This window comes from Agrobacterium tumefaciens (assembly GCF_013337285.1).
Taxonomy (GTDB): domain Bacteria; phylum Pseudomonadota; class Alphaproteobacteria; order Rhizobiales; family Rhizobiaceae; genus Agrobacterium; species Agrobacterium burrii.
In genome coordinates this window covers 529,976-551,374 of record NZ_SUPW01000003.1, presented here as the reverse complement: position 1 = coordinate 551,374, position 21,399 = coordinate 529,976, and the positions used below count along the sequence as shown (strand labels likewise).

At 57.9% G+C, this 21,399-nt stretch carries 21 protein-coding genes and 1 tRNA gene; 17 read left to right on the top strand and 5 right to left on the bottom strand.

Features of this window, described 5'->3' with window-relative positions:
• Positions 1-122 precede the first annotated feature (122 nt).
• The 9 genes from FCH38_RS12680 to glpK all read left to right on the top strand — a co-directional run bounded on the left by FCH38_RS12680 (position 123) and on the right by glpK (position 10,164).
• Positions 123-896 (top strand): DeoR/GlpR family DNA-binding transcription regulator, encoded by a 774-nt coding sequence (locus FCH38_RS12680; RefSeq protein WP_046799057.1) that lies wholly within the window; start codon positions 123-125, stop codon positions 894-896.
• A gap of 107 nt (positions 897-1,003) precedes the next feature.
• Positions 1,004-2,527 (top strand): glycerol-3-phosphate dehydrogenase, encoded by a 1,524-nt coding sequence (gene glpD / locus FCH38_RS12675; RefSeq protein ID WP_174373985.1) that lies wholly within the window; start codon positions 1,004-1,006, stop codon positions 2,525-2,527.
• Between the two features lie 37 nt (positions 2,528-2,564).
• Positions 2,565-3,635, top strand: a complete 1,071-nt coding sequence (locus FCH38_RS12670) for an ABC transporter ATP-binding protein (RefSeq protein ID WP_174373984.1) — start codon at positions 2,565-2,567, stop codon at positions 3,633-3,635.
• Positions 3,636-3,647: 12 nt separating this feature from the next.
• Positions 3,648-4,718 (top strand): ABC transporter ATP-binding protein, encoded by a 1,071-nt coding sequence (locus FCH38_RS12665; RefSeq protein ID WP_174373983.1) that lies wholly within the window; start codon positions 3,648-3,650, stop codon positions 4,716-4,718.
• 2 nt (positions 4,719-4,720) lie between these two features.
• Positions 4,721-5,587 carry a carbohydrate ABC transporter permease gene (locus FCH38_RS12660; protein WP_174373982.1) on the top strand — a complete coding sequence of 289 codons (867 nt, stop codon included), beginning with the start codon at positions 4,721-4,723 and terminating at the stop codon, positions 5,585-5,587.
• Between the two features lie 3 nt (positions 5,588-5,590).
• Positions 5,591-6,502 (top strand): carbohydrate ABC transporter permease, encoded by a 912-nt coding sequence (locus FCH38_RS12655; RefSeq protein WP_153514271.1) that lies wholly within the window; start codon positions 5,591-5,593, stop codon positions 6,500-6,502.
• Positions 6,503-6,504: 2 nt separating this feature from the next.
• On the top strand, positions 6,505-6,798 hold the full coding sequence (locus FCH38_RS12650; protein WP_174373981.1) for a DUF2160 domain-containing protein: 294 nt from the start codon (positions 6,505-6,507) through the stop codon (positions 6,796-6,798).
• Positions 6,799-6,873: 75 nt separating this feature from the next.
• Positions 6,874-8,595, top strand: a complete 1,722-nt coding sequence (locus FCH38_RS12645; RefSeq protein ID WP_174373980.1) for an extracellular solute-binding protein — start codon at positions 6,874-6,876, stop codon at positions 8,593-8,595.
• Between the two features lie 69 nt (positions 8,596-8,664).
• Positions 8,665-10,164, top strand: coding sequence for a glycerol kinase GlpK (glpK, locus tag FCH38_RS12640; protein ID WP_174373979.1), 1,500 nt, complete (start codon positions 8,665-8,667; stop codon positions 10,162-10,164).
• A 55-nt stretch (positions 10,165-10,219) separates the two neighbouring features.
• Here glpK and FCH38_RS12635 read toward each other — a convergent pair whose 3' ends face one another.
• A complete protein-coding gene (locus FCH38_RS12635) occupies positions 10,220-11,080 on the bottom strand; it encodes a LysR family transcriptional regulator (RefSeq protein WP_174373978.1) in 861 nt (286 codons plus the stop codon).
• A 99-nt stretch (positions 11,081-11,179) separates the two neighbouring features.
• On the opposite strand from FCH38_RS12635, the gene FCH38_RS12630 reads away from it, so the two are divergent.
• Positions 11,180-12,199: a bile acid:sodium symporter family protein gene (locus FCH38_RS12630; RefSeq protein ID WP_153514276.1), complete on the top strand. Its 1,020-nt coding sequence runs from the start codon at positions 11,180-11,182 to the stop codon at positions 12,197-12,199.
• 65 nt (positions 12,200-12,264) lie between these two features.
• Here the strand turns inward: FCH38_RS12630 and hspL are convergent, their stop codons facing one another.
• Positions 12,265-12,747, bottom strand: a complete 483-nt coding sequence (hspL, locus tag FCH38_RS12625) for a heat shock protein HspL (RefSeq protein WP_046799048.1) — start codon at positions 12,745-12,747, stop codon at positions 12,265-12,267.
• Positions 12,748-12,917: 170 nt separating this feature from the next.
• Between hspL and FCH38_RS12620 the strand changes: the two genes are divergently transcribed.
• Both FCH38_RS12620 and FCH38_RS12615 read left to right on the top strand, forming a co-directional pair.
• Positions 12,918-13,163 carry a hypothetical protein gene (locus FCH38_RS12620; protein ID WP_142841713.1) on the top strand — a complete coding sequence of 82 codons (246 nt, stop codon included), beginning with the start codon at positions 12,918-12,920 and terminating at the stop codon, positions 13,161-13,163.
• Positions 13,135-14,076, top strand: coding sequence for an alpha/beta fold hydrolase (locus FCH38_RS12615; RefSeq protein ID WP_174373977.1), 942 nt, complete (start codon positions 13,135-13,137; stop codon positions 14,074-14,076). The genes FCH38_RS12620 and FCH38_RS12615 overlap by 29 nt, the downstream gene beginning before the upstream one ends.
• A 23-nt stretch (positions 14,077-14,099) precedes the next feature.
• Here FCH38_RS12615 and hisN read toward each other — a convergent pair whose 3' ends face one another.
• Both hisN and FCH38_RS12605 read right to left on the bottom strand, forming a co-directional pair.
• On the bottom strand, positions 14,100-14,876 hold the full coding sequence (hisN, locus tag FCH38_RS12610) for a histidinol-phosphatase (RefSeq protein ID WP_174373976.1): 777 nt from the start codon (positions 14,874-14,876) through the stop codon (positions 14,100-14,102).
• Positions 14,877-15,210: 334 nt separating this feature from the next.
• Positions 15,211-16,095, bottom strand: a complete 885-nt coding sequence (locus FCH38_RS12605; RefSeq protein WP_174373975.1) for an N-formylglutamate amidohydrolase — start codon at positions 16,093-16,095, stop codon at positions 15,211-15,213.
• Positions 16,096-16,277: 182 nt separating this feature from the next.
• Here FCH38_RS12605 and cpdR point away from each other — a divergent pair, with 182 nt between their 5' ends.
• A complete protein-coding gene (gene cpdR / locus FCH38_RS12600; protein WP_003497910.1) occupies positions 16,278-16,640 on the top strand; it encodes a cell cycle two-component system response regulator CpdR in 363 nt (120 codons plus the stop codon).
• 82 nt (positions 16,641-16,722) lie between these two features.
• A tRNA-Val gene (locus tag FCH38_RS12595) sits at positions 16,723-16,797 on the top strand.
• 183 nt (positions 16,798-16,980) lie between these two features.
• On the opposite strand, the gene FCH38_RS12590 is transcribed toward FCH38_RS12595, so the two are convergent.
• Positions 16,981-17,355: an agenet domain-containing protein gene (locus tag FCH38_RS12590; RefSeq protein ID WP_174373974.1), complete on the bottom strand. Its 375-nt coding sequence runs from the start codon at positions 17,353-17,355 to the stop codon at positions 16,981-16,983.
• Between the two features lie 415 nt (positions 17,356-17,770).
• Between FCH38_RS12590 and FCH38_RS12585 the strand changes: the two genes are divergently transcribed.
• The 3 genes from FCH38_RS12585 (at position 17,771) to FCH38_RS12575 (ending at position 21,388) form a co-directional block, all read left to right on the top strand.
• A complete protein-coding gene (locus FCH38_RS12585) occupies positions 17,771-18,784 on the top strand; it encodes a substrate-binding domain-containing protein (protein ID WP_153514280.1) in 1,014 nt (337 codons plus the stop codon).
• A gap of 69 nt (positions 18,785-18,853) precedes the next feature.
• Entirely contained in the window at positions 18,854-20,374 is a 1,521-nt protein-coding gene (locus FCH38_RS12580) for a sugar ABC transporter ATP-binding protein (RefSeq protein ID WP_153514281.1), read from the top strand.
• 12 nt (positions 20,375-20,386) lie between these two features.
• Positions 20,387-21,388, top strand: a complete 1,002-nt coding sequence (locus FCH38_RS12575) for an ABC transporter permease (protein ID WP_153514282.1) — start codon at positions 20,387-20,389, stop codon at positions 21,386-21,388.
• The last annotated feature ends 11 nt before the right edge of the window (positions 21,389-21,399 follow it).

Genomic DNA, 21,399 nt, shown 5'->3' with positions numbered 1-21,399 from the left:
TGTTGCGTGTTTCAGACATATTCACAGACAGGTAGAACGCACTACTACAAACCTTCCCTTGACATTGGTTTTTCGTTCGCTCTTCAATAAAACGAAAAAATTGAAAGAGAAGGGAGGGTGAAATGCTGCTCACACCGCGTCAGGATGAAATCGTTGCGCTGGCGAAAGCGAACGGGCGGGTACTGGTCGACGAGCTGGCGGCGCGCTTTTCGGTGACCCCCCAGACGATCCGCAAGGACCTGAACGATCTCTGCGATACCAGGGTGCTGACGCGCATCCATGGCGGCGCACTTTTTCCAAGCGGCAATGAAAACGTCAAATACGAGGCGCGCCGCGCGATTGCTTCTGTCGAAAAACAGGCTATCGGGGCCGCTGCCGCTGCCCTCATCCCCAACAACTCGTCGCTCTTTATCAACATCGGCACAACGACCGAGTCGGTGGGTGAAGCGCTGGCGGACCACCACGAATTGATGGTCATTACCAACAATATCAATGTTGCCAACAGGTTGCGGGTCTTCCCCGGCATCGAGGTGGTGATTGCCGGCGGCGTGGTGCGCGGTTCTGATGGCGGTATCGTCGGTGAGGCGGCGGTGGATTTCATCCGCCAGTTCAAGGTCGATTTCGCCGTCATCGGCGTTTCGGCCATCGATGAGGACGGCGCGTTGCTGGATTTCGACTTCCGCGAGGTCAAGGTCGCGCAGGCGATCATCTCCAATGCCCGCCATGTCATTCTGGTGTCGGATTCGCTCAAATTCGAGCGCACTGCCCCGGTGCGCATCGGTCATCTTTCGCAGGTGCATACCTTTATTACCGATCATTGTCCTGTTGATTCGATCCGCTCCATCTGTGCCGATCATGACGTCCGACTGATTGAAACCGAGGCGCGGGAGACCTGATCCTGCGCCATTGGAATTTCGTTTGACATTCGTTTTGTCTTCGAATTAGATGATCGTGCTTTCAATATATCGATGAGGAGAGCGTCGATGAAAGTGCGGGAGAATTCATGTCTGACGAGGCAATCCACGATATTTTCGTGATCGGCGGCGGCATCAATGGCTGTGGTATTGCGCGTGATGCCATTGGCAGAGGTTACTCCGTCGCACTTGCGGAAATGAACGATTTTGCCTCCGGCACCTCTTCAGCGGCAACCAAACTCATCCATGGCGGTTTGCGCTATCTTGAACATTACGAGTTTCGTCTGGTGCGCGAGGCGCTGATGGAGCGTGAGGTGCTGTGGGCCATGGCGCCGCACATTATCTGGCCCATGCGTTTCGTTCTGCCATTCCAGAAGGGCGGCGTGCGTCCGGCCTGGCTCGTGCGTCTCGGACTTTTTCTCTATGATCACCTCGGCGGCCGTAAGCTTCTGCCCGCGACCCGTTCGCTCGATCTGCGCCGCGATCCCGCCGGAAAACCGCTGAAACCGATTTTCGCCCGCGCTTTCGAATATTCCGATGGCTGGGTGGACGATGCCCGGCTTGTGGTGCTGAACGCCCGCGATGCCGCCGATCGTGGCGCTTTGATCCTCAACCGCACACAGGTGGTTTCGGCGCGACGCGAAGGCGCATTCTGGCGGGTCGAAACCAAGGGTGCTGCCGGCGAAACCGCGACCTACCGGGCGCGCATGCTGGTAAATGCCGCCGGGCCATGGGTGGACAAGGTTCTGGCTTCAACATTCGGGAAAAACAACGTTCACAATGTCCGCCTCGTGCAGGGCAGCCATATCATCGTGCGCAAGAAGTTTGCCGATCCGCGCGCCTATTTCTTCCAGAATCCGGACGGGCGCATCATCTTCGCCATCCCTTACGAACAGGATTTTACACTGATCGGTACGACGGATCGCGACTATACCGCCGACCCCCGCGCTGTTAAGATCACCGCGGAGGAAATCAGCTATCTTTGCAGCGCGGCCAGCGAATATTTCGCCGAGCCGGTGACGCAGGACGATATCGTCTGGACCTATTCCGGCGTGCGGCCGCTGTTTGACGACGGCGCGTCGAAAGCGCAGGAAGCGACCCGCGATTATGTGCTGAAAACTGATGGAGCGGAGGGGGAAGCACCTTTGCTCAATATTTTCGGCGGCAAGCTCACCACTTATCGGCGGCTTGCCGAACATGCTCTTGAAAAAATCGGCGATGCGCTGGGTGAAAAGGGTGCGCCCTGGACGGCGGGCTCGCATTTGCCGGGCGGGAACTTCGGTGCCGAGGCCTATGCCGCGGAGGTTTCGGCCTTGCGGTCGCGTTACCCCTTCCTCGAAGAGCGTCATGCCGGGCGGCTTGTCCGCTGTTACGGAACGGATGCCGTGTCGATAATCGGCAGTGCGGGGGAGATCGCAGCACTGGGCCGTCATTTCGGCGGCACGCTTTATGAGGTTGAGGTTCGCTGGCTGATGGCGCGGGAATGGGCGCTGACGGCGGAGGATATTCTGTGGCGCCGTACCAAGCAGGGGCTTTTTTTCACCCCTGAAGAGGTGCGCGGGCTGGAGGATTATATCGAAGACATTGCAGGGGAACGCTTGAAGGCAATCTGACGATCCGATCGAAAAGCGGAGGAGGCTTTGGATCACCATGCTTGAATTGCGAAACGTCTCGAAGATGGCCGGCGGTGAATATCATATTCACCCGACCGATCTGACGTTGCAGCGCGGAAGCCTGAACGTCCTGCTTGGACCGACACTTTCGGGCAAGACGACGCTGATGCGGCTGATGGCCGGGCTGGACAAGCCGAGCGGTGGATCGATCCTTTTCAACGGTGAGGACGTGACGGGCTGGCCGGTGCAGAAGCGCAACGTCGCCATGGTCTATCAGCAGTTCATCAACTATCCCGCACTCAGCGTTTACGAAAACATCGCCTCGCCGATGCGGGTCGCCGGCAAAGATCAGGCGACGATCGACAGGGAGGTCAGGAAAGCCGCTGAGCTTTTGAGGCTGACGCCCTTTCTCGACCGGACGCCTCTCAATCTTTCCGGTGGCCAGCAACAGCGCACGGCGCTTGCCCGCGCCATCGTCAAGAATGCCAATCTGGTGCTGCTCGATGAGCCGCTGGCCAATCTCGATTACAAACTGCGCGAGGAACTGCGCGAAGAGCTGCCGCGCATCTTTGCGGAATCCGGCGCGATCTTCGTTTATGCCACCACTGAACCTTCCGAGGCGCTGCTGCTGGGCGGCAATACCGCGACGCTCAACGAAGGGCGGATAACGCAGTTCAGCCGCACGATCGATGTTTACCGGCATCCGGTGGATATCGTGACGGCGGAAATTTTTGCCGATCCGCCGCTGAACACCATCGAGGTCGTCAAGACGGGCGGCGCTTTCACCCGCGCCGAGCATGCCGTGGTGGCCGTTCCAGCGCATCTTGCCGCCATGCCGGATGGCCCGGTGACCATCGCCTTCCAGCCGCACCATCTTTTCCCCTATGCGAAGGGAGAGGCGCGGCAATCCATCCGGGCGCGGACGCTGATTTCGGAAATCGCCGGATCGGAGAGCTTCGTGCATGTGGAATTTTCGGGCCGGCGCTGGGTCATGCTGGCGCACGGCATTCACGATATCGAACCGGACAGGGACATCGAGCTGTTTCTCGATACGCGACATCTGATGGCCTTTGACGCGAATGGTCGCGCCATTGGCAAAGCGGCTTGAGGGAGATCGGTCATGGCACGCATCACGCTCGATCACATTCGCCACGCCTATAACGCCAAGGCGCAGGCTGCAGGCGACTATGCCCTGAAAGAAGTGCATCACGAATGGCAGGATGGCGGCGCTTATGCGCTGCTCGGACCTTCCGGCTGCGGCAAGACCACGCTGCTCAACATCATTTCCGGGTTGTTGCGTCCGTCCGAAGGCCGGATCGCTTTCGACGGCACAGATGTTACCGATCTTGCCACCGAAGATCGCAATATCGCCCAGGTGTTCCAGTTCCCGGTCGTCTACGACACGATGACGGTCTACGACAATCTGGCCTTTCCGCTGCGCAACCGGAATGTGCCGGAAGCCGAGGTGGACCGGCGGGTGCGGGACATCCTTGAGATGACCGATCTTTCCGGCATGGCCAAACGCCATGCGCGTGGGCTGACGGCGGACCAAAAGCAGAAGATTTCACTGGCGCGCGGGCTCGTGCGTTCCGACGTCAATGCGATCCTGTTCGACGAGCCGCTGACGGTGATCGACCCGCATATGAAATGGGTGCTGCGCTCGCAGCTGAAGCGCCTGCACCGGCAATCCGGTTTCACCATGGTCTATGTTACCCACGACCAGACCGAAGCGTTGACCTTCGCCGACAAGGTGGTGGTCATGTATGACGGGCAGATCGTCCAGATCGGTACGCCCGCCGAGCTTTTCGAGCGGCCGGGGCACACGTTTGTCGGTTATTTCATCGGCTCGCCCGGCATGAATGTGTTGCCCGCCAAGATAGACGGCGCAACCGCTATGGTTGGCGGCCTCGGCGTGCCGCTTGCCGGCGTGCCGAAGGTTGATGGCGCGCAGCGCATCGAGATCGGCGTCCGCCCGGAGTTTATCCGGCTGGAACGGGGTGGAATGCCCATCACGGTCGATAAGGTCGAGGATATCGGCCGACAGAAGATCGTGCGCGCCCGGTTCGCGGGCCAGAAGCTGGCGATCGTCGTTGCCGAAGACGAGGAAATCCCGGCGGAAGCGGGTGTGCGCTTCGACCCGGCCGCCATCGGCGTCTTCGCCGATTCCTGGCGTGTGAAGATGGGGGCCTGACCATGCAAAAGAGCTGGAACAACAAAGCGTGGTTCATGGTGCTGCCGGTTCTGGTGCTGGTCGCCTTTTCCGCCGTCATTCCGCTAATGACCGTCGTGAATTATTCGGTGCAGGACACCTTCGGAAACAATCAGTTCTTCTGGGCGGGAACACAATGGTTCCAGGAAATTCTTAGCTCCGATCGCTTCTGGAATGCTCTCGGGCGTAACCTGGTATTTTCCGGCATCATCCTGGCGATTGAAATTCCGCTCGGCATTTTCATCGCGCTCAAGATGCCGAAATCCGGTATCGGCGTGCCGGTCTGCCTCGTAACGATGGCGTTGCCGCTTCTGGTGCCGTGGAATGTCGTCGGCACCATCTGGCAGGTGTTCGGTCGCAGCGATATCGGGCTGCTCGGTTATTATGCCAATCAGCTCGGGCTGGACTATAACTACGTCAACGATCCGGTCGACGCATGGATCACGGTTGTCGTCATGGATGTGTGGCACTGGACAAGCCTTGTCGTGCTGTTGTGTTATGCCAGCCTCGTTTCCATTCCGGATGCCTATTACCAGGCAGCAAGGATCGATGGCGCATCGCGTTTTGCGGTCTTTCGGTTCATCCAGCTGCCGAAGATGAAACGGGTGCTGCTGATCGCCTTCCTGCTGCGCTTCATGGACAGTTTCATGATCTATACCGAGCCCTTCGTCGTCACCGGCGGCGGCCCGGGCAATTCCACCACCTTCCTGTCCATCGATCTCGTCAAGATGGCGCTCGGCCAGTTCGATCTGGGGCCGGCGGCGGCCATGTCGCTGATCTACTTCCTCATCATCCTGCTGCTGTCCTGGGTGTTCTACACCGTCATGACCAGCCACGACGCGGAGACTTGAGACATGAGCGCCTCTGATGTCACGGCAAGCGTGGAACGGATGGGAAATTCGCCTGTAAAAGCTGCTTCGGCGGGATTATCAGGTGTTGCCGCACGCTCGCGCCGCCGCCACGGACCATCACGCTTTTCCTGGCTGGTGCCGACAATCTACATCATCCTTCTGCTGGTGCCGATCTATTGGCTCGTCAATATGAGTTTCAAGACGAATGCGGAAATCGTCTCGTCCATGACGCTTTATCCGCACCAGCCGACGCTGCAGAACTACCGGACGATCTTTACCGATTCCTCCTGGTATTCGGGTTACATCAACTCGATCATCTACGTCGTCATGAACATGGTGATTTCGGTAGCGGCAGCACTTCCGGCGGCCTATGCCTTCTCCCGTTACCGTTTTCTCGGTGACAAGCACCTGTTCTTCTGGCTTTTGACCAACCGCATGGCGCCGCCCGCCGTCTTTGCGTTGCCCTTCTTCCAGCTGTATTCGGCGTTCGGGCTGATCGACACGCATATCGCGGTCGCACTGGCGCATTGCCTGTTCAACGTACCGTTGGCGGTGTGGATTCTTGAAGGTTTCATGTCCGGCGTGCCGAAGGAAATCGACGAAACCGCTTATATTGACGGCTATTCTTTCCCGAAATTCTTCGTGAAGATTTTCATGCCGCTCATCGCCTCCGGCATCGGTGTGGCCTGCTTCTTCAGCTTCATGTTCTCGTGGGTCGAGCTTCTGATCGCCCGCACGTTAACGACGACGGACGCCAAGCCGATCGCCGCGACGATGACGCGAACCGTGTCCGCCGCTGGTATGGACTGGGGTCTGCTTGCCGCCGCCGGTGTGCTGACACTCATTCCGGGCGCGCTGGTGATCTGGTTCGTGCGCAATTACATCGCCAAGGGCTTTGCGCTGGGGAGGGTTTGACCATGACGAAGATGCCCGATTTTACCTGGATGGCGTGGACTTGGCAGACAGCCGCATTTTTCTGCGCCATCGCCGTGCTGCTCGTCGGCATGTGGTTCTGGGAATATTTCTCGCCCGGCGGCAATCCCCGCTTCGGTCTCTTGCGCTTTGAGACCACGCGCGGCGACCGGCTGTTCATTTCGCTGCTTGGCAGCGCTTTCATTCATCTCGCATGGCTCGGGCTGGTCGGCCCGAACCTGTGGTGGGCTCTCGCTCTGTCCATGGTCTACGCCATCGGCGTTTTCCGTTTCGTCTAGAGCAGAAAGAACGGTGCGGCGGAGGAAAACCGCACTGGAGGACTTCATGCAATCGCAACCCCTGGGAGGACTGATATGCGACGGCATCTGATGACGACGACGGCAGCCATGCTGCTGGCAATGACGGGTTCCGCTTTCGCCGGAATGGAGGAGGCAAAACAGTTTCTGGACAAGGAAATCGGCGATATGTCGTCGCTTTCCCGTGCAGATCAGGAGAAGGAACTGCAATGGTTTGTCGATGCGGCGAAACCTTTCGCCGGCATGGACATCAAGGTCGTTTCCGAATCCCTGACCACGCATGAATATGAATCCAAGGTTCTGGCACCGGCCTTTACCGCCATTACCGGCATCAAGGTGACGCACGACATCATTCAGGAAGGTGACGTCGTCGAAAAAATCCAGACCCAGATGCAGACCGGCCAGAACCTTTATGACGGCTGGGTCAACGACAGCGATCTCATCGGCACGCATTGGCGCTACCAGCAGGTGCGCAACCTGACCGACTTCATGGCCAATGAAGGCAAGGATGTCACAAATCCCGGCCTCGACCTCAAGGACTTCATCGGCAGCGCCTTTACGACGGCGCCGGACAAGAAGCTCTACCAGCTTCCGGACCAGCAGTTCGCCAACCTCTACTGGTTCCGTTACGACTGGTTCAACGACGACAAGAACAAGGCCGATTTCAAGGCCAAATACGGCTATGACCTCGGCGTGCCGGTCAACTGGTCGGCCTATGAGGATATTGCCGAATTCTTCACTGGCCGCGATGTCGGCGGCAAGAAGGTCTTCGGCCATATGGACTATGGCAAGAAGGACCCGTCGCTTGGCTGGCGCTTCACCGACGCGTGGCTTTCGATGGCCGGCAACGGCGACAAGGGCCTGCCGAACGGCTTGCCTGTCGATGAATGGGGCATCAAGGTCAACGACAAGTCGCAGCCGGTCGGTTCCTGCGTGGCACGCGGCGGTGATACCAACGGTCCCGCTTCGGTCTATTCCATCGAGAAATATCTCGAATGGCTGAAGAAATATGCGCCGCCGGAAGCACAGGGCATGACCTTCTCCGAATCCGGTCCGGTGCCGGCGCAGGGCAATATCGCCCAGCAGATCTTCTGGTACACGGCCTTCACCGCAGATATGGCCAAGCCCGGCCTGCCTGTTGTGAACGAGGACGGTTCGCCGAAATGGCGCGTCGCACCTTCGCCGCATGGTGTCTACTGGAAAGACGGCATGAAGCTCGGTTATCAGGATGTGGGTTCGTGGACACTGATGAAGTCCACCCCCGACGACCGTGCCAAGGCCGCATGGCTCTATGCGCAGTTCGTGACCTCCAAGACCGTGGATGTGAAGAAGAGCCATGTGGGTCTCACCTTCATTCGTGACAGCACCATCCATCACCAGAGCTTCACGGACCGGGCTTCCAAGCTTGGTGGTCTCATCGAGTTCTACCGCTCGCCGGCCCGCGTGCAATGGTCGCCCACCGGCACCAACGTTCCTGATTATCCGAAGCTTGCACAGCTCTGGTGGCAGGCAATCGGCGATGCATCCTCGGGTGCGAAAACCGCACAGGCCGCCATGGACTCGCTCTGCGCCGAGCAGGAAAAGGTCATGGCTCGTATCGAGCGCGCCGGTGTGCAGGGCGATATCGGCCCGAAACTGGCGGAAGAACATGATATCGACTACTGGAACAAGGACGCCGTTTCGAAGGGCAATCTGGCGCCACAGCTGAAGGTTGCTACCGAAAAGGAAAAGCCGGTCACCGTCAATTACGACGAACTGGTCAAAAGCTGGCAGAAGTAATGTCTGCGTGAAATCTTAAAATCGGGGCGGCTTTGCCGCCCCGTGATTGCGTTTGAAAGGGAGTGAAATATGGGCGGTTATATTCTGGCGATCGATCAGGGGACGACATCGACACGGTCGATGGTCTTTGACCGCGACATGCGGGTGATCGGTGTCGGACAGCGAGAATTTCCGCAGCATTTTCCGGCCTCCGGCTGGGTCGAGCACGATGCAGAGGATATCTGGAAAAGCGTGCTTGAAACAATCCGGCTGGCGCTTGCCGATGCCGGCATTGCCGCTTCCGACATCGAGGCGATCGGCATCACCAACCAGCGCGAAACGACCGTGCTATGGGATCGCAACACTGGCGAGGCCGTGCACCGGGCTGTGGTCTGGCAGGATCGCCGTGCTGCGCCCATTTGCGAAGATTTGAAACGCCGGGGGCTGGAGCCGCTGTTTTCGAAAAAGACCGGGTTGCTGCTTGATCCCTATTTTTCCGGCACCAAACTGAAATGGCTTCTGGATAGCGTCAGCGGCCTTCGCGAAAAGGCGGAAAAGGGAGACATCTGCTTTGGCACGGTCGATAGTTTTCTGATCTATCGCCTCACCGGCGGCCGCCGCCATGTGACCGACGCCACCAACGCCTCGCGAACGCTGATCTACAATATCGAAGACAATGCCTGGGACGAGGAGCTGCTGTCGATCCTCGACATTCCCCGCGCCATGCTGCCGGAGGTGCTGGATTGCGCTGCCGATTTCGGCGTGACGGACAAGGCGCTTCTGGGCGCGGAAATCCCGATCCTTGGCGTTGCGGGCGATCAGCAGGCGGCGGTGATCGGCAATGCCTGCTTCGAGCCGGGCATGATGAAATCGACCTACGGCACCGGTTGTTTCGCGCTTCTCAACACTGGCACGGATCGTGTCACCTCCACCAACCGGCTGTTGACGACGATTGCTTACCGTCTGGACGGCGTTACGACCTATGCGCTCGAAGGCTCGATCTTCATTGCCGGTGCGGCGGTGCAATGGCTGCGGGATGAACTCGGTTTCATCTCGGTCGCCTCCGAAGTTAGCGCGCTTGCCGAAAAGGCTGATCCCAATCAGCGTGTCTATCTGGTTCCGGCCTTTACCGGGCTTGGTGCGCCCTATTGGGATGCGGAGGCGCGCGGAGCGATCTTCGGCCTGACGCGCGGCACGGGACCTGCGGAATTTGCGCGCGCAGCGCTGGAAAGCGTTGCCTATCAGACTTTCGATCTGCTGGACGCCATGCGCAAGGACTGGGCAGGCGACAATGGCAAGACGGTGCTAAGGGTCGATGGCGGTATGGTTGCCTCCGATTGGACCATGCAGCGGCTGGCCGATGTTCTCGCTGCACCGGTAGACCGGCCGGTCTTTCTGGAGACGACTATCCTGGGTGCCGCCTGGCTTGCGGCTTCCCGTGCCGGTATCTGGCCGGATCGCGAAGCCTTTGCCGCCCACTGGAAACGTGACCAGCGTTTTGCTCCCAACATGGACGAAACGGAACGGAAAAACGCCATTGCCGGCTGGCGGGACAGTGTTGGCCGCTGCCTGTCGCGGCGGGAAAACTAGAGCATTTCCAGCAAAAGTGTGAAGCGGTTTTGCGTCAGGAAATGCGTCAGGGAAGCTATACGAAGCTGCCCGGCGCGATGCTCTTGCTGGAAACCAGATCGGAAAGGGCGCGCACCAGTTTCGTATCCGTGCCCTTGCTTGGCTGAAGCACAAATTCCACGTCTTCGAGTGTTGGCAGCACGTCCGCCTCAATCTCCTTGAGGCCGGCGGGCGCCATGCTGCGTGGCTGCACCAGAATGCCCATGCCCGCTCTTGCTGCGGCAGTCAGTCCGCTGAGGCTGCCACAGGTGCAGACGATCCGCCAGGCGAGACCGGCACGGTCGAGCGCTTCCTGCGCCGCTTTTCTGGTAATGCTCGGCGGTGGAAAGGCGATCAGCGGCAGGGCGTCGGGCTGGCTCAGCATCCGCTCCGGGTCACGCGCCAACCACACCAGCGGTTCGCGGTAAAGAAAATGCCCGAGCTTGTCGCCAAGACGGCGTTTGGCGAGAACGACATCCAGTTCGCCATTATCCTGCATCTGGTAAAGCACGCCGCTCAGCGAAACCGTCAGTTCCAGATCCACCAAGGGATAAAGGCGGATAAATTCTTCCAGAATGGCCGTTAGCCGGCTGGCGACGAAATCCTCGGAAACACCCAGCCTCAACCGCCCGCGCAAACGGGTTTCGCTGAACAGGGATGAAACCCTGCTGTCAATTTCAAGCATATTGCGAGCATAACCCAGCAGCGCCTCGCCTTCGCCGGTCAGTTTCACCTGATGGGTGCTGCGTGCGATCAGCCGGCGACCAAGTGCTGCCTCCAGCCGCTGAATATGTTGGCTGACGGTCGATTGGCCGACACCCAGCCGCTCGGCGGCCAGCGTGAAGCTGCCGGTTTGCTGAAGCATGACGAAGCTGGCAAGATGTTGAAGGTTCAGCATTATCTTATATCATGATAACTGTTAGTCTTTGCATTCGAATTCATGATGAGTGATAGTGGTTGACATTTCAAGCAAAACCGATGCCGGAAAGATTTTCCCATGACCCGCTTCCTGCCTGACCGCTTCACCATGATGCTGGTGGCCACCGTGATTTTGGCTTCCTTTCTGCCAATCAGCGGTCAGCCGGCGGAATATTTCGGGCTGGCGACGAAGCTGGCGATTGCGCTTTTGTTCTTCCTGCATGGTGCGCGACTTTCGCGGGATGTGGTGATTGCCGGCATCCTGCACTGGCGCCTGCATCTGGCGATCCTGCTGGTCACTTTCGGCCTTTTCCCGTTGCTGGGCGTGGCAATCGGTTTCATTCCCGAAAGCATCCTGCCGGCACCGCTTTATATGGGCGTGCTGTTTCTCTGCGTTTTACCATCCACCGTACAGTCCTCCATCGCCTTCACCTCGATGGCGGGCGGAAACGTGCCGGCGGCGATCTGTTCGGCTTCGGCGTCGAATATCTTCGGCATGTTCCTGACGCCGCTGCTGGTTGGCCTGCTGTTTACGGTCGGCGGCCATGGCAACGGGTTTTCGCTGGACGCGTTCCTGCAAATCTTCCTGCAGCTGTTGTTGCCTTTCATCGTCGGTCAGGTGTTGCAGCCGTGGATCGGCGACTGGATCCGGGCGCGCAAAAAACTGCTGTCTCCCGTCGATCGCGGCTCGATCCTGATGGTTGTTTATCTCGCCTTTTCCGATGCCGTGATCGAAGGTATATGGCAGACGTTTTCGCTGCGCGACATCGGCGTGGTCATCGGCATTAACATCGTGCTTCTGGCGCTTGTCCTTTGCGTGACGATGTTTGGCAGCCGGGCGCTTGGTTTCGAAAAGGCGGATGAAATCACCATCACCTTCTGCGGGTCCAAGAAGAGCCTTGCCAGCGGCGTGCCCATGGCGGGTGCCATTTTCGCCGGCCAGAGCATTGGCGCCATCGTTTTGCCGATTATGCTTTTCCATCAGATTCAGCTGATGGTCTGTGCGGTTCTGGCCCAGCGTTATGCCCGCAAAGCCCATGAAAAGGCAGCAGTACTGGAAACGGCTGCTGCAGAAGGCGTGGCGGCATCCACCCGCTGACACGAGTTTTTCGCAAACAAAAACGGCCCCGTGAAGGGGCCGTTCTTATTGCAGTCCAGGAAAGCTTAGTTGACCTGAGCCGGCGTGATCTGGGCTTCGATCGTCTTCGGCGCATCGGCGCTGTCGGACGAGATCGCAATGCGGCGTGGTTTCATGGCTTCCGGAATATTGCGGACAAGATCGATATGCAGCAGGCCGTTCTTTAAGGAGGCGGTCTGAACTTCGACGTGGTCGGCAAGCTGGAAGCGGCGTTCGAAAGCACGCGTGGCGATGCCGCGATACAGGAACTCGCCTTCGGATGACTTCTCATCCCCGGACTTCTCGGCCTTCACCGTCAGCGCATTGGCGCGGGATTCAATGCTGAGTTCGGTTTCATCGAAACCGGCAACGGCCATGGTGATGCGATAGGTGTTTTCGCCCGTCCGCTCGATATTGTAGGGCGGATAGGACTGGGCCTGTTCAGGCTGGCCGAGGCCGTCGAGCATCGAAAAAAGACGGTCAAAACCGACGGTGGAGCGATAAAGCGGGGAAAAATCGACGTGACGCATGGTGTCCTCCTAAGAAGCGACTGTTTGCGGTTAAATCCGGCGTCCCGTTCTGGCAACGGCCGGACATATGGCGCGGTCCCGTTCTGGCGACCGCAGGAATGAGATGGGAATGGGTCGCCGCCGCGTCAAGAGGGGTGCCTCAAGGGAAAACGGTGGAGGCAACATGAACCATGGCTGAACATCCGGTTCCGGCATCGTTCAGTTTGAGCGCCATAAAACTGCGGTCATCGGAGACATTCTCCGTGGACAGAAGCAATAACGTCCCTTCTTCTTCTGTCTTACTCGCCGGAACCGCGACTGCTTTAACCGACGGTTCCGGCAATTTTTTCTTTGACCTTCTGTCACCGCCGACCTATCCGAAAAGAGTTGAAAAGCCGGAAAAGACCGATGATCGAAGCCACATTGCGCGTCAGTGAAGATAACCCGGTTCCCGGCAACCATACCGTCGGATATTTTGCCGGCCATGGCGGCAAGCAGCTTCGATATGCGATCTTCCGCGCCAGCCGCCACATTGCCCGCGGAACGGTGGTTCTTCTGCATGGCCGCAACGAATGTATCGAGAAATATTTCGAAACGGTTGCCGATCTGACGGCCATGGGTTTCTGGGTCGCGACCTTCGACACACGCGGCCAGGGCGGTTCCGAACGGCTGCTGAAGAAGCCGGGCGCCGGGCATGTTCGGCGTTTTTCCGACTACCAGCGAGATATCAGCCTGTTTCTCGAACAGGTGGTGTTGCCGGATACGCGGCTGCCATTCTTCATGATTGCGCATTCCACCGGCGCGCTTGCAGCACTTGCAGCCGCTCCCGGCCTGTCCAACCGCATCGACCGTCTGGCTCTTTGTTCGCCATTCATTGAGCTGGACAGTCAGCAATCCTTTCCCGCGCCCGTCATCCGGCTGGTCTCGACCGTTTTAAGCCTCATCGGTCTTGGAAGAGTGCAGCTCGGCAAAGATCAGCGCGAGCGCGATTTCGACGGCAACCCGCTGACGTCGGATGTTCGGCGTTTCACCAGAAATCTTTCGCTGCACAGGCAATTTCCGGAATTGTTCATCGGCGCGCCGACGGCGCGCTGGGTCTATGAAGCGCTGAAGACCATGGCGCGGGTGACCCGTCAGGATCATCTGACGAACATCACCATTCCGACCCTCATTCTGGCGCCGATGCTGGATACGATCACGCCCTACAAGGCGCAGGAGGAGCTGTCGCGCAATTTCCGCGCGGCGCAGCTGCTTCCCATCACCGGCGCGCGCCACGAATTGCTGCATGAGCGGGATGTTTTCCGCAAACAGGCGCTGGCGGCCATCGACGCGTTTTTCGCGCCGGAATAATGTGGCCGCCGAAACGGGACGGTCTATAGTTCCGAAAGAATGGCAAGCGCCTGTTCGTGCACGGCTTTGGAGCCGGCGGCCAGAATACGGCCGCCATTTTCCGGACGTCTGCCATCCCAGGTGGTGATGATACCGCCGGCCTGCTCGATCACCGGAATGAGCGCGCCGACATCATAGGGCTTCAGGCCGGATTCGATCACCAGATCGACGTGACCGGCGGCAAGCAGGCAATAGGCGTAACAATCCACCCCATAACGGAAAAGGCGGACCTGTTCCTCCACCTTTTCGTAGAAGGGCTTTTCCTCTGCGGTGAAGATATGCGGGGTGGTGGTGAACAGCACCGCATCCGACAGCGAAGCGCAGTCACGCGTGCGGATCTTTTTTTCGCCATCCGGGCCGAAATACCAGGCGCTCTCGCCATCGGCGAAATAACGCTCTTTCGTGAAGGGCTGGTCCATGATGCCCATCGTGGCGCGGCCGGCCGACTGGAAACCGATCAGCGTACCCCAGACGGGCACGCCGGAAATAAAGGCGCGGGTGCCGTCGATCGGGTCGATAACCCAGATATGCTCGCGATCAAGGCCGACATTACCGTGTTCTTCGCCAAGAATGCCATGCTGCGGGAAGTGCGCCTCGATGAGGGCACGAATGGCGGTTTCCGCCGCCTGATCGCCTTCTGTCACCGGATCATAACCGCCATCCTGCTTGTTGGTGACGGCAATGCCCGTGCGGAAGCGGGGAAGCGTTTCAGCGCTGGCTGCATCGGCAAGTTTGAAGAAGAAATCCCGGTCGGGCAGCATGCGAAACCTCATTGCCTGAATGATGGGCCTGAATGATGTGGCCTGAATTGCGTGGCGAAATGCATAGACCGGAATCATATCCGCCGTCCACTCGTATGGACGGGGGAGCCGGCGTTTCCATATTTTCGGCACAAGTCTAAAAAATAGGCATAAAATAAAATGATTGACAATTGTGCATGTACTGAATAGCGTGACCTTGCAGTCTTTGACTGTAAATACCCTCCTTGGGTGTTTCCTCCCTAGACTTGACCGCGCCAAAAGCGCGGTTTTTTTTTGCCCGGCGTACGGCCAAGCGGTCTGGGCTGGAGATTTGAAATGTCGGGGATTTGACGCGTTATTCGGCGGCGAGCGAGGTCTCGATCGCGTATTCCGAAACGAAAACGCCTAGCTGGCGCATAAAGATTTCCAGCGATGCCTGAATGGCCGGAAAATCGGCTTTCTTCGAAAGCGTCTTTTCATCGACGTAAAGCGACCGGTTGACCTCGATCTGCAGCGCGTGGAGGGAGCGAATGGGCCGCCCGTAATGTTCGGTGATGAAGCCGCCGGCATAAGGCTTGTTGCAGACCGCGATGAAGCCCAGCTCCTCAAGGAAATGCAGGGCGGCGCGGGAGACTTCCTGGGAGGCGCTGGTGCCGTAGCGATCGCCGATGATCACATCCGGCCTGAGGTTTGAACCGGCGACGCGGATATTGCCGGGCATGGAATGGCAATCGATCAGCACCGCCATGCCGAAATTGGCATGGGTGCGGGAAAGGAGGCGGCGCAGGCAGGCGTGGTAGGGTTTGTAGATTGTCTCGATCCGCGACAACGCCTCATCGACCGGCAGGCGGTGAGCATAGATATCCATATTTTCTGCAACGATGCGCGGCACCGTGCCCAGGCCGCCGGCGACCCGCATGGAGCCAATATTGGCGTAAGGCGGCAGGGTGCCTTCGAACATGCGCGGATCAAGCTCATAGGGCTCGCGATTGACGTCGAGATAGGCGCGGGGGAAATTCGCTTTCAGAAGCGGCGCGCCGATCTCGGGGGCGGCGGCGAAAAGCTCGTCGACGAAATGATCTTCGGAGCGCCGAATCTCATGCGAATCGAGCCGCGCCGATTCGAGGAAGGAGATGGGATAACAGCGGCCGCTATGGGGGGAATTATAGACAAATGGCAGGGTTTGAGCGGCAGGCTCCGTTACCTCAAACAACTCATACTCGCCCGTTACCCAGTCCATTCAGGCCCATTTACCATGTCGCAAACTATCAGGACGTTCATGTTGCCAGTTACCGTGCAGCAAGTCCATACTGTCGCCAAAGCAGCGCTATACCGATTCACGTGTTCACAGGATATTTACCGTGAAAATCCTATAATCGGGCTAGGGTATTTCAAACATTGAGCAGTTACGGTCACTTAACCATGAATCAAAAAATTCTTCTTGCTGAAGACGACAACGATATGCGCCGCTTCCTCGTCAAGGCGCTGGAAAAAGCCGGTTACAAGGTTTCTTCCTTCGACAACGGCGCAAGCGCTTACGACCGGCTTCGTGAGGAGCCCTTTTCACTTCTGCTGACAGATATCGTCATGCCGGAAATGGATGGCATCGAACTCGCGCGGCGCGCGACCGAGCTCGACCCCGACCTGAAAGTCATGTTCATCACCGGCTTTGCTGCGGTTGCGCTGAACGCCGATTCGAAGGCCCCGAAGGACGCCAAGGTGCTTTCCAAGCCATTCCATCTGCGTGATCTGGTGGATGAGGTCAATAAACTCCTTGTGGCGTAAGGCCTCTCAAAAAACCTTCATAAAACCGAAAAAAAGCAGTTGACGCATGAACCGGTTTTGTGGTCTATCCGCCGCCAACGGAGGGCGTGTAGCTCAGCGGGAGAGCACTACGTTGACATCGTAGGGGTCACAGGTTCAATCCCTGTCACGCCCACCATCCGAATTCTTAAGTATCAAGGCCTTGCGAAAAATCGCAGGGCCTTTTTGCATTGCGGTCTCAAGGTTCATCGAACCTGTTGATGAGGTTGCTTTTCAGTGCATGTGGTCGTCCCGCAAATAAGTCCCCACCTGCTGGAGCAAGTGGGGATACGATGACTTTGGAACGGTGCTTGTTAAAAACTCACTGTGTTCTGCAGCGTCCTGTCTTGGTCGTTTCCTTGTCGCCATCGTCGTAGGCAATGCCAATCTTCTCACCTGCAAGCGAGGAGATCTTGCCAGCGTACCACTGTCCAGCACCCTTGTAGTTGCACTCGACCCGCGTGCCGATCATCCAATCGTAAGGGCGCACCTTGTTAACTGCGACCGTTTCGCGATCTCCATCGTCGTAACGAATAGTGACCTGCCCACCGGAAACACTATCGATAACACCCGGGAACCAGTATCCGGCGCCCTTATAGTTACCCAGCACCCAGTCGCCTTTAGTTTGTGCTGAAACAGAAGATGCAAAAGATGATGCAACACCAAGAATAACTGCGGCGATCAAAATTTTGTTCACGGTATTCCCCCCAAGGGCCAAGCCCATAACGCTCCTGTAAAATGACGGAAGCGGCTCAACAGTGGTTAAGCAAATACTTCATAAGCGAATTCACCTGAATATGTCATTAATACTTCCGGTTGATGTTGTGATATCTGTATTCGAGCCTTTTTCTTTTTCGGATCAACGTTCAGGCAAAGTTCTACCCGCTCGCGCAGACCGACAGTTGGTGTCTTGAGGTTGAGAAAAGGGCGGGTGCCAAGCCAAGAGATATAGTTTCGAGTTACCCTGCAATATCTGCGATAAATTTCGCTCATAAAAATAAAATGCGAAATGCATTGACGCGTGTTCGATTTGCCGATATCTCAAATTCATGCAATAAATTACATCGCTTAAAATTTATTGCAGATTAGCTCGTTGTCCTTGGGAGGGGAATATGTTGGCTTTTCTGAAATCGACCGTTGCTGCGGGTGTTTTTGCCGTGGCGATTTCCGCTGGCGCGGCTTCACCGGTCGCCGCTGCGGGCAAATTCGCCTGCGAACCGGGTGAGACCTATGTGATGAACGTCATGGTTTCCAGCCATCCCTATTGGGTGCCGGTCTTCGAAGGTTTCAAGCAGGCCGCAAAGGCGCTCGGCTGTGAAGCGGTTTTCACCGGTACGCCCGAATATGACATCACCAAGCAGATAGCGTCCTTCGAGCAGGAACTGGTGAAGAAGCCGAAAGGCATATTGCTGCATCCGATGCAGGCCGATCCCTTCATCGAACCGATCAACAAGGCGATGGACTCCGGCGTTTCGGTGACGACTTTCGCGGCGGATTCTCCGAAGTCGAAACGGACCGCCTATATCACTTCGGACAATGTTGCCGAGGCGAAATTTGCGGCTGACGAAATCGTCAAGAAGATCGGTGAAAAAGGCGAATATGCCGTTCTGGAAAATCCGGGCCAGAGCAACCACGATCTGCGCGTCACCGCCCTCATCGACTATATGGGGCGCACCTATCCGCAGATGAAGCTCGTCGGCCGCCAGGCAACCAATCAGGATGCGAACGTGGCCTATCAGGCGACCGGCGCACTATTGCAGGCCAACCCCAATCTCGGCGCATTGTGGATTCCCGAGGCCGGATCGGCCGAAGGCGCGACCACCGCTGTTCTCGAGGCGAAGAAGAAGGTCCTGATCCTGCATGCGGATATTACGCCTGCGACGCTGGAGCATATCAAGCAGGGCAATATCTACATGTCCATCAATCCCAATCAGGGTGTTCAGGGCTTCATGGGTTTCATGAACACCTTTCTGGGTGCCCATTCGGACCTGATCGACCCGTTCAACGACTATAAGGTGTCCGGCTTCAATCCGATGCAGGTTCCTTCGATGGACAATGGTTTTGCTGTCATCACCAAGGCGAATGCCGCTTCCTTTGATCTCAACGACTATATGAAGGGGCGCTAACGCGTCGCCCTTGAACCGGCGGGGTTTAAGTCTCGCCGGTTAAACGGGAAGCAGCTTCGGGAGGGCGTTATGGGCGAGGTCATCCTCAGCATGACGAATATTCATAAGGCGTTCGGCCCCGTGCGGGCGTTGCGCAGTGCCGCACTCGAATTGCGGCGTGGTGAAATCCACGCGCTGGCGGGTGAAAATGGCGCCGGCAAGTCGACGCTGATGCATATTATCGACGGCATTCTGCAGCCGGATGGCGGCGAAATCCTGCTGGACGAAAAACCGGTGCGGATATCTTCGCCCAATGCGGCGAACCGGCTCGGCATCGGTTTTGTCCATCAGGAGATTGCCCTTTGCCCGGAAATTTCGGTTGCCGAGAACATGTTCATGTCGGAGACGGGCCAAAGCCGCTCCTTGTTCATGAATTATCGTGATCTCGGCAAGCGGGCCGCAACCATCCTGCGGGAAATCGGGGATATCGACCCCGCCATCCGCGCCGGCGATCTGTCGATTTCGCAACAGCAGATAGTCGAAATCGCCAAGGCGTTGACGCTGGATTGCCGCATCCTGATCCTCGACGAGCCGACGGCGGCGCTGACCGAAACCGAAGCCCAGACGCTTTTCCGGATCATGCACCGGCTGGCGGACCGCGGGATTGCGATCATCTATATCTCGCACCGGATGGCGGAGATTTTCGAGCATTGCGACCGCATTACGGTCATGCGCGACGGTTGCCACATCAAGACGGCGAATATCGCCGAGATTTCCCCTGAGGAGGTCGTCAACAGCATGGTCGGGCGGGTTCTCGACAAGCTCTATCCGCCGAAACTTTCGGAAGATGAAAAGTCGGACGATGTCATTCTTTCTGTTCGGGGATTGAATGAGGGAAAGCGGGTTTTCGACGTCGATTTCGATCTGCGTCGCGGCGAAATCCTCGGTCTTGCCGGTTTGATCGGTGCGGGCCGAAGCGAGATCGTGCGGGCAGTCTGCCGGCTGGAAGGGAAACCCAGAGGCGAAGTTACCCTGCGCGGCCGGCCACTGAGGCTAAAGGATTATCGCGACAGCATCCGCGAGGGGCTGGTCTACCTTTCCGAGGATCGCAAGGGTGACGGGCTGTTCCTCAATATGTCCATCGCCGAAAATGTCTCGGCGCTTGATGTGGGGAGGATATCGAACGGCATGGGCTTCATCGAGCGGCGCAAGGAAATGAAGCGCGCCGATGAGCTGGGCAAGCGGCTGAAATTACGGGCGAACAGCGTCGGCGATGCCGTCTCGACCTTGAGCGGCGGCAATCAGCAGAAGGTGGCGCTGGCAAAGATGTTGTCGGTGGAACCGGAGGTCATCTTTCTGGATGAGCCTACACGGGGGGTGGATGTGGGCGCAAAGGCCGAAATCCACCGCCAGATACGGGAACTGGCGCGTGAAGGCGTCGGAGTGGTGGTCATATCCTCGGAGCTGCCGGAACTCATCGGCGTCAGTGATCGCGTGCTGGTCGTGCGCGAAGGGCGCATTGCCGGTGAGGTCGAGGGAGAGGACATGACGGAGGAGAAGATCATGCAGCTTGCATCGATCAATATAGTGCATAGCCCGGCTGGGGCCTGAGGGAGCGGGAAAATGGCAACATCGGAAACACCTTCAAGCCTTGCCGAGACGGCGGTTCGCCGCACCGCCTGGTGGGAGCCGGCGCTGAAAGCACGGGAAACCGGGCTGATCGTCATCATCCTCGCGCTTTTTGCGGTGATGTCGTTCATATCTCCGTATTTTCTGACCGTGGACAATCTGCGGGCCATGGCCATGGTTTTCGCCATCGAAAGCATTGTCGTGGTTGGCATGACGATCCTATTGATCTCTGGTGGCATTGATCTCTCGGTTGGCTCCGTCACGGCGCTGGCAATGGTCGCGGCCGGCTGGCTGTTTCTTAACGGTGTCGATCCCTGGGTAGCGGCCGGGCTGGCGATCTGCCTCACGACATTGGTCGGCATGGCCATGGGATTTCTGACAACGGTCATCGGCCTGCATCATTTCATCGTGTCGCTCGGCGTCATGGTGATTGCCCGCGGCGTTTGCCTGCTGGCAACGGGCGGTCGGCCGCTCGGGCTTTATTCGCTGCCCCCGGAATTCAAATTCATCGGCCAGGGCGCGCTTGGCGGCATTCCGCTTGTGCTGATCATCTTCGCTGTCGTCGTCGTCTCCTTTGATCTGCTGCTGCGGCGCACCACAGCCTTTCGCAAAGTATTTTACACGGGCAGCAATCCCAAGGCGGCAGCCTATTCCGGCATCCGCGTCGGCCGGGTTGTGTTTGCCACCACCACACTGTGTTCGATGCTGGCCGGTGTTGCGGGCGTGATCTATATGGCCCGCTTCGGATCGGCCCAGCCGAGCTTCGGCGTCGGCATGGAACTCAACGTGATCGCTGCGGCGGTCATTGGCGGCGCCAGCCTTTCGGGCGGCTCGGGCACCATTCTCGGTGCAATCCTCGGGGCGATCCTTCTGTCGGTCGTTTCCAGCTCGCTTGCCTTGCTCAATGTGTCTGTCTACTGGCAGGACATCATCAGGGGCAGCATATTGCTGACGGCGGTTCTGTTCGACCACTATCTGGTCAAGCGTCGCCGCTGAGCGCCTGTGGT

Bases quoted from the DNA above. Each gene is read 5' to 3' on its own strand.
- FCH38_RS12575 (WP_153514282.1), top strand. From the start codon at position 20,387: ATGGCAACATCGGAAACACCTTCAAGCCTTGCCGAGACGGCGGTTCGC.
- FCH38_RS12635 (WP_174373978.1), bottom strand. From the start codon at position 11,080: ATGCTGAACCTTCAACATCTTGCCAGCTTCGTCATGCTTCAGCAAACC.
- FCH38_RS12620 (WP_142841713.1), top strand. From the start codon at position 12,918: ATGGCTGAACATCCGGTTCCGGCATCGTTCAGTTTGAGCGCCATAAAA.
- FCH38_RS12660 (WP_174373982.1), top strand. From the start codon at position 4,721: ATGCAAAAGAGCTGGAACAACAAAGCGTGGTTCATGGTGCTGCCGGTT.
- FCH38_RS12615 (WP_174373977.1), top strand. From the start codon at position 13,135: ATGATCGAAGCCACATTGCGCGTCAGTGAAGATAACCCGGTTCCCGGC.
- FCH38_RS12605 (WP_174373975.1), bottom strand. From the start codon at position 16,095: ATGGACTGGGTAACGGGCGAGTATGAGTTGTTTGAGGTAACGGAGCCT.
- glpD (WP_174373985.1), top strand. From the start codon at position 1,004: ATGTCTGACGAGGCAATCCACGATATTTTCGTGATCGGCGGCGGCATC.
- FCH38_RS12585 (WP_153514280.1), top strand. From the start codon at position 17,771: ATGTTGGCTTTTCTGAAATCGACCGTTGCTGCGGGTGTTTTTGCCGTG.
- hspL (WP_046799048.1), bottom strand. From the start codon at position 12,747: ATGCGTCACGTCGATTTTTCCCCGCTTTATCGCTCCACCGTCGGTTTT.
- FCH38_RS12665 (WP_174373983.1), top strand. From the start codon at position 3,648: ATGGCACGCATCACGCTCGATCACATTCGCCACGCCTATAACGCCAAG.
- cpdR (WP_003497910.1), top strand. From the start codon at position 16,278: ATGAATCAAAAAATTCTTCTTGCTGAAGACGACAACGATATGCGCCGC.
- FCH38_RS12645 (WP_174373980.1), top strand. From the start codon at position 6,874: ATGCGACGGCATCTGATGACGACGACGGCAGCCATGCTGCTGGCAATG.
- FCH38_RS12650 (WP_174373981.1), top strand. From the start codon at position 6,505: ATGACGAAGATGCCCGATTTTACCTGGATGGCGTGGACTTGGCAGACA.
- FCH38_RS12630 (WP_153514276.1), top strand. From the start codon at position 11,180: ATGACCCGCTTCCTGCCTGACCGCTTCACCATGATGCTGGTGGCCACC.
- hisN (WP_174373976.1), bottom strand. From the start codon at position 14,876: ATGCTGCCCGACCGGGATTTCTTCTTCAAACTTGCCGATGCAGCCAGC.
- FCH38_RS12680 (WP_046799057.1), top strand. From the start codon at position 123: ATGCTGCTCACACCGCGTCAGGATGAAATCGTTGCGCTGGCGAAAGCG.
- FCH38_RS12580 (WP_153514281.1), top strand. From the start codon at position 18,854: ATGGGCGAGGTCATCCTCAGCATGACGAATATTCATAAGGCGTTCGGC.
- FCH38_RS12670 (WP_174373984.1), top strand. From the start codon at position 2,565: ATGCTTGAATTGCGAAACGTCTCGAAGATGGCCGGCGGTGAATATCAT.
- glpK (WP_174373979.1), top strand. From the start codon at position 8,665: ATGGGCGGTTATATTCTGGCGATCGATCAGGGGACGACATCGACACGG.
- FCH38_RS12655 (WP_153514271.1), top strand. From the start codon at position 5,591: ATGAGCGCCTCTGATGTCACGGCAAGCGTGGAACGGATGGGAAATTCG.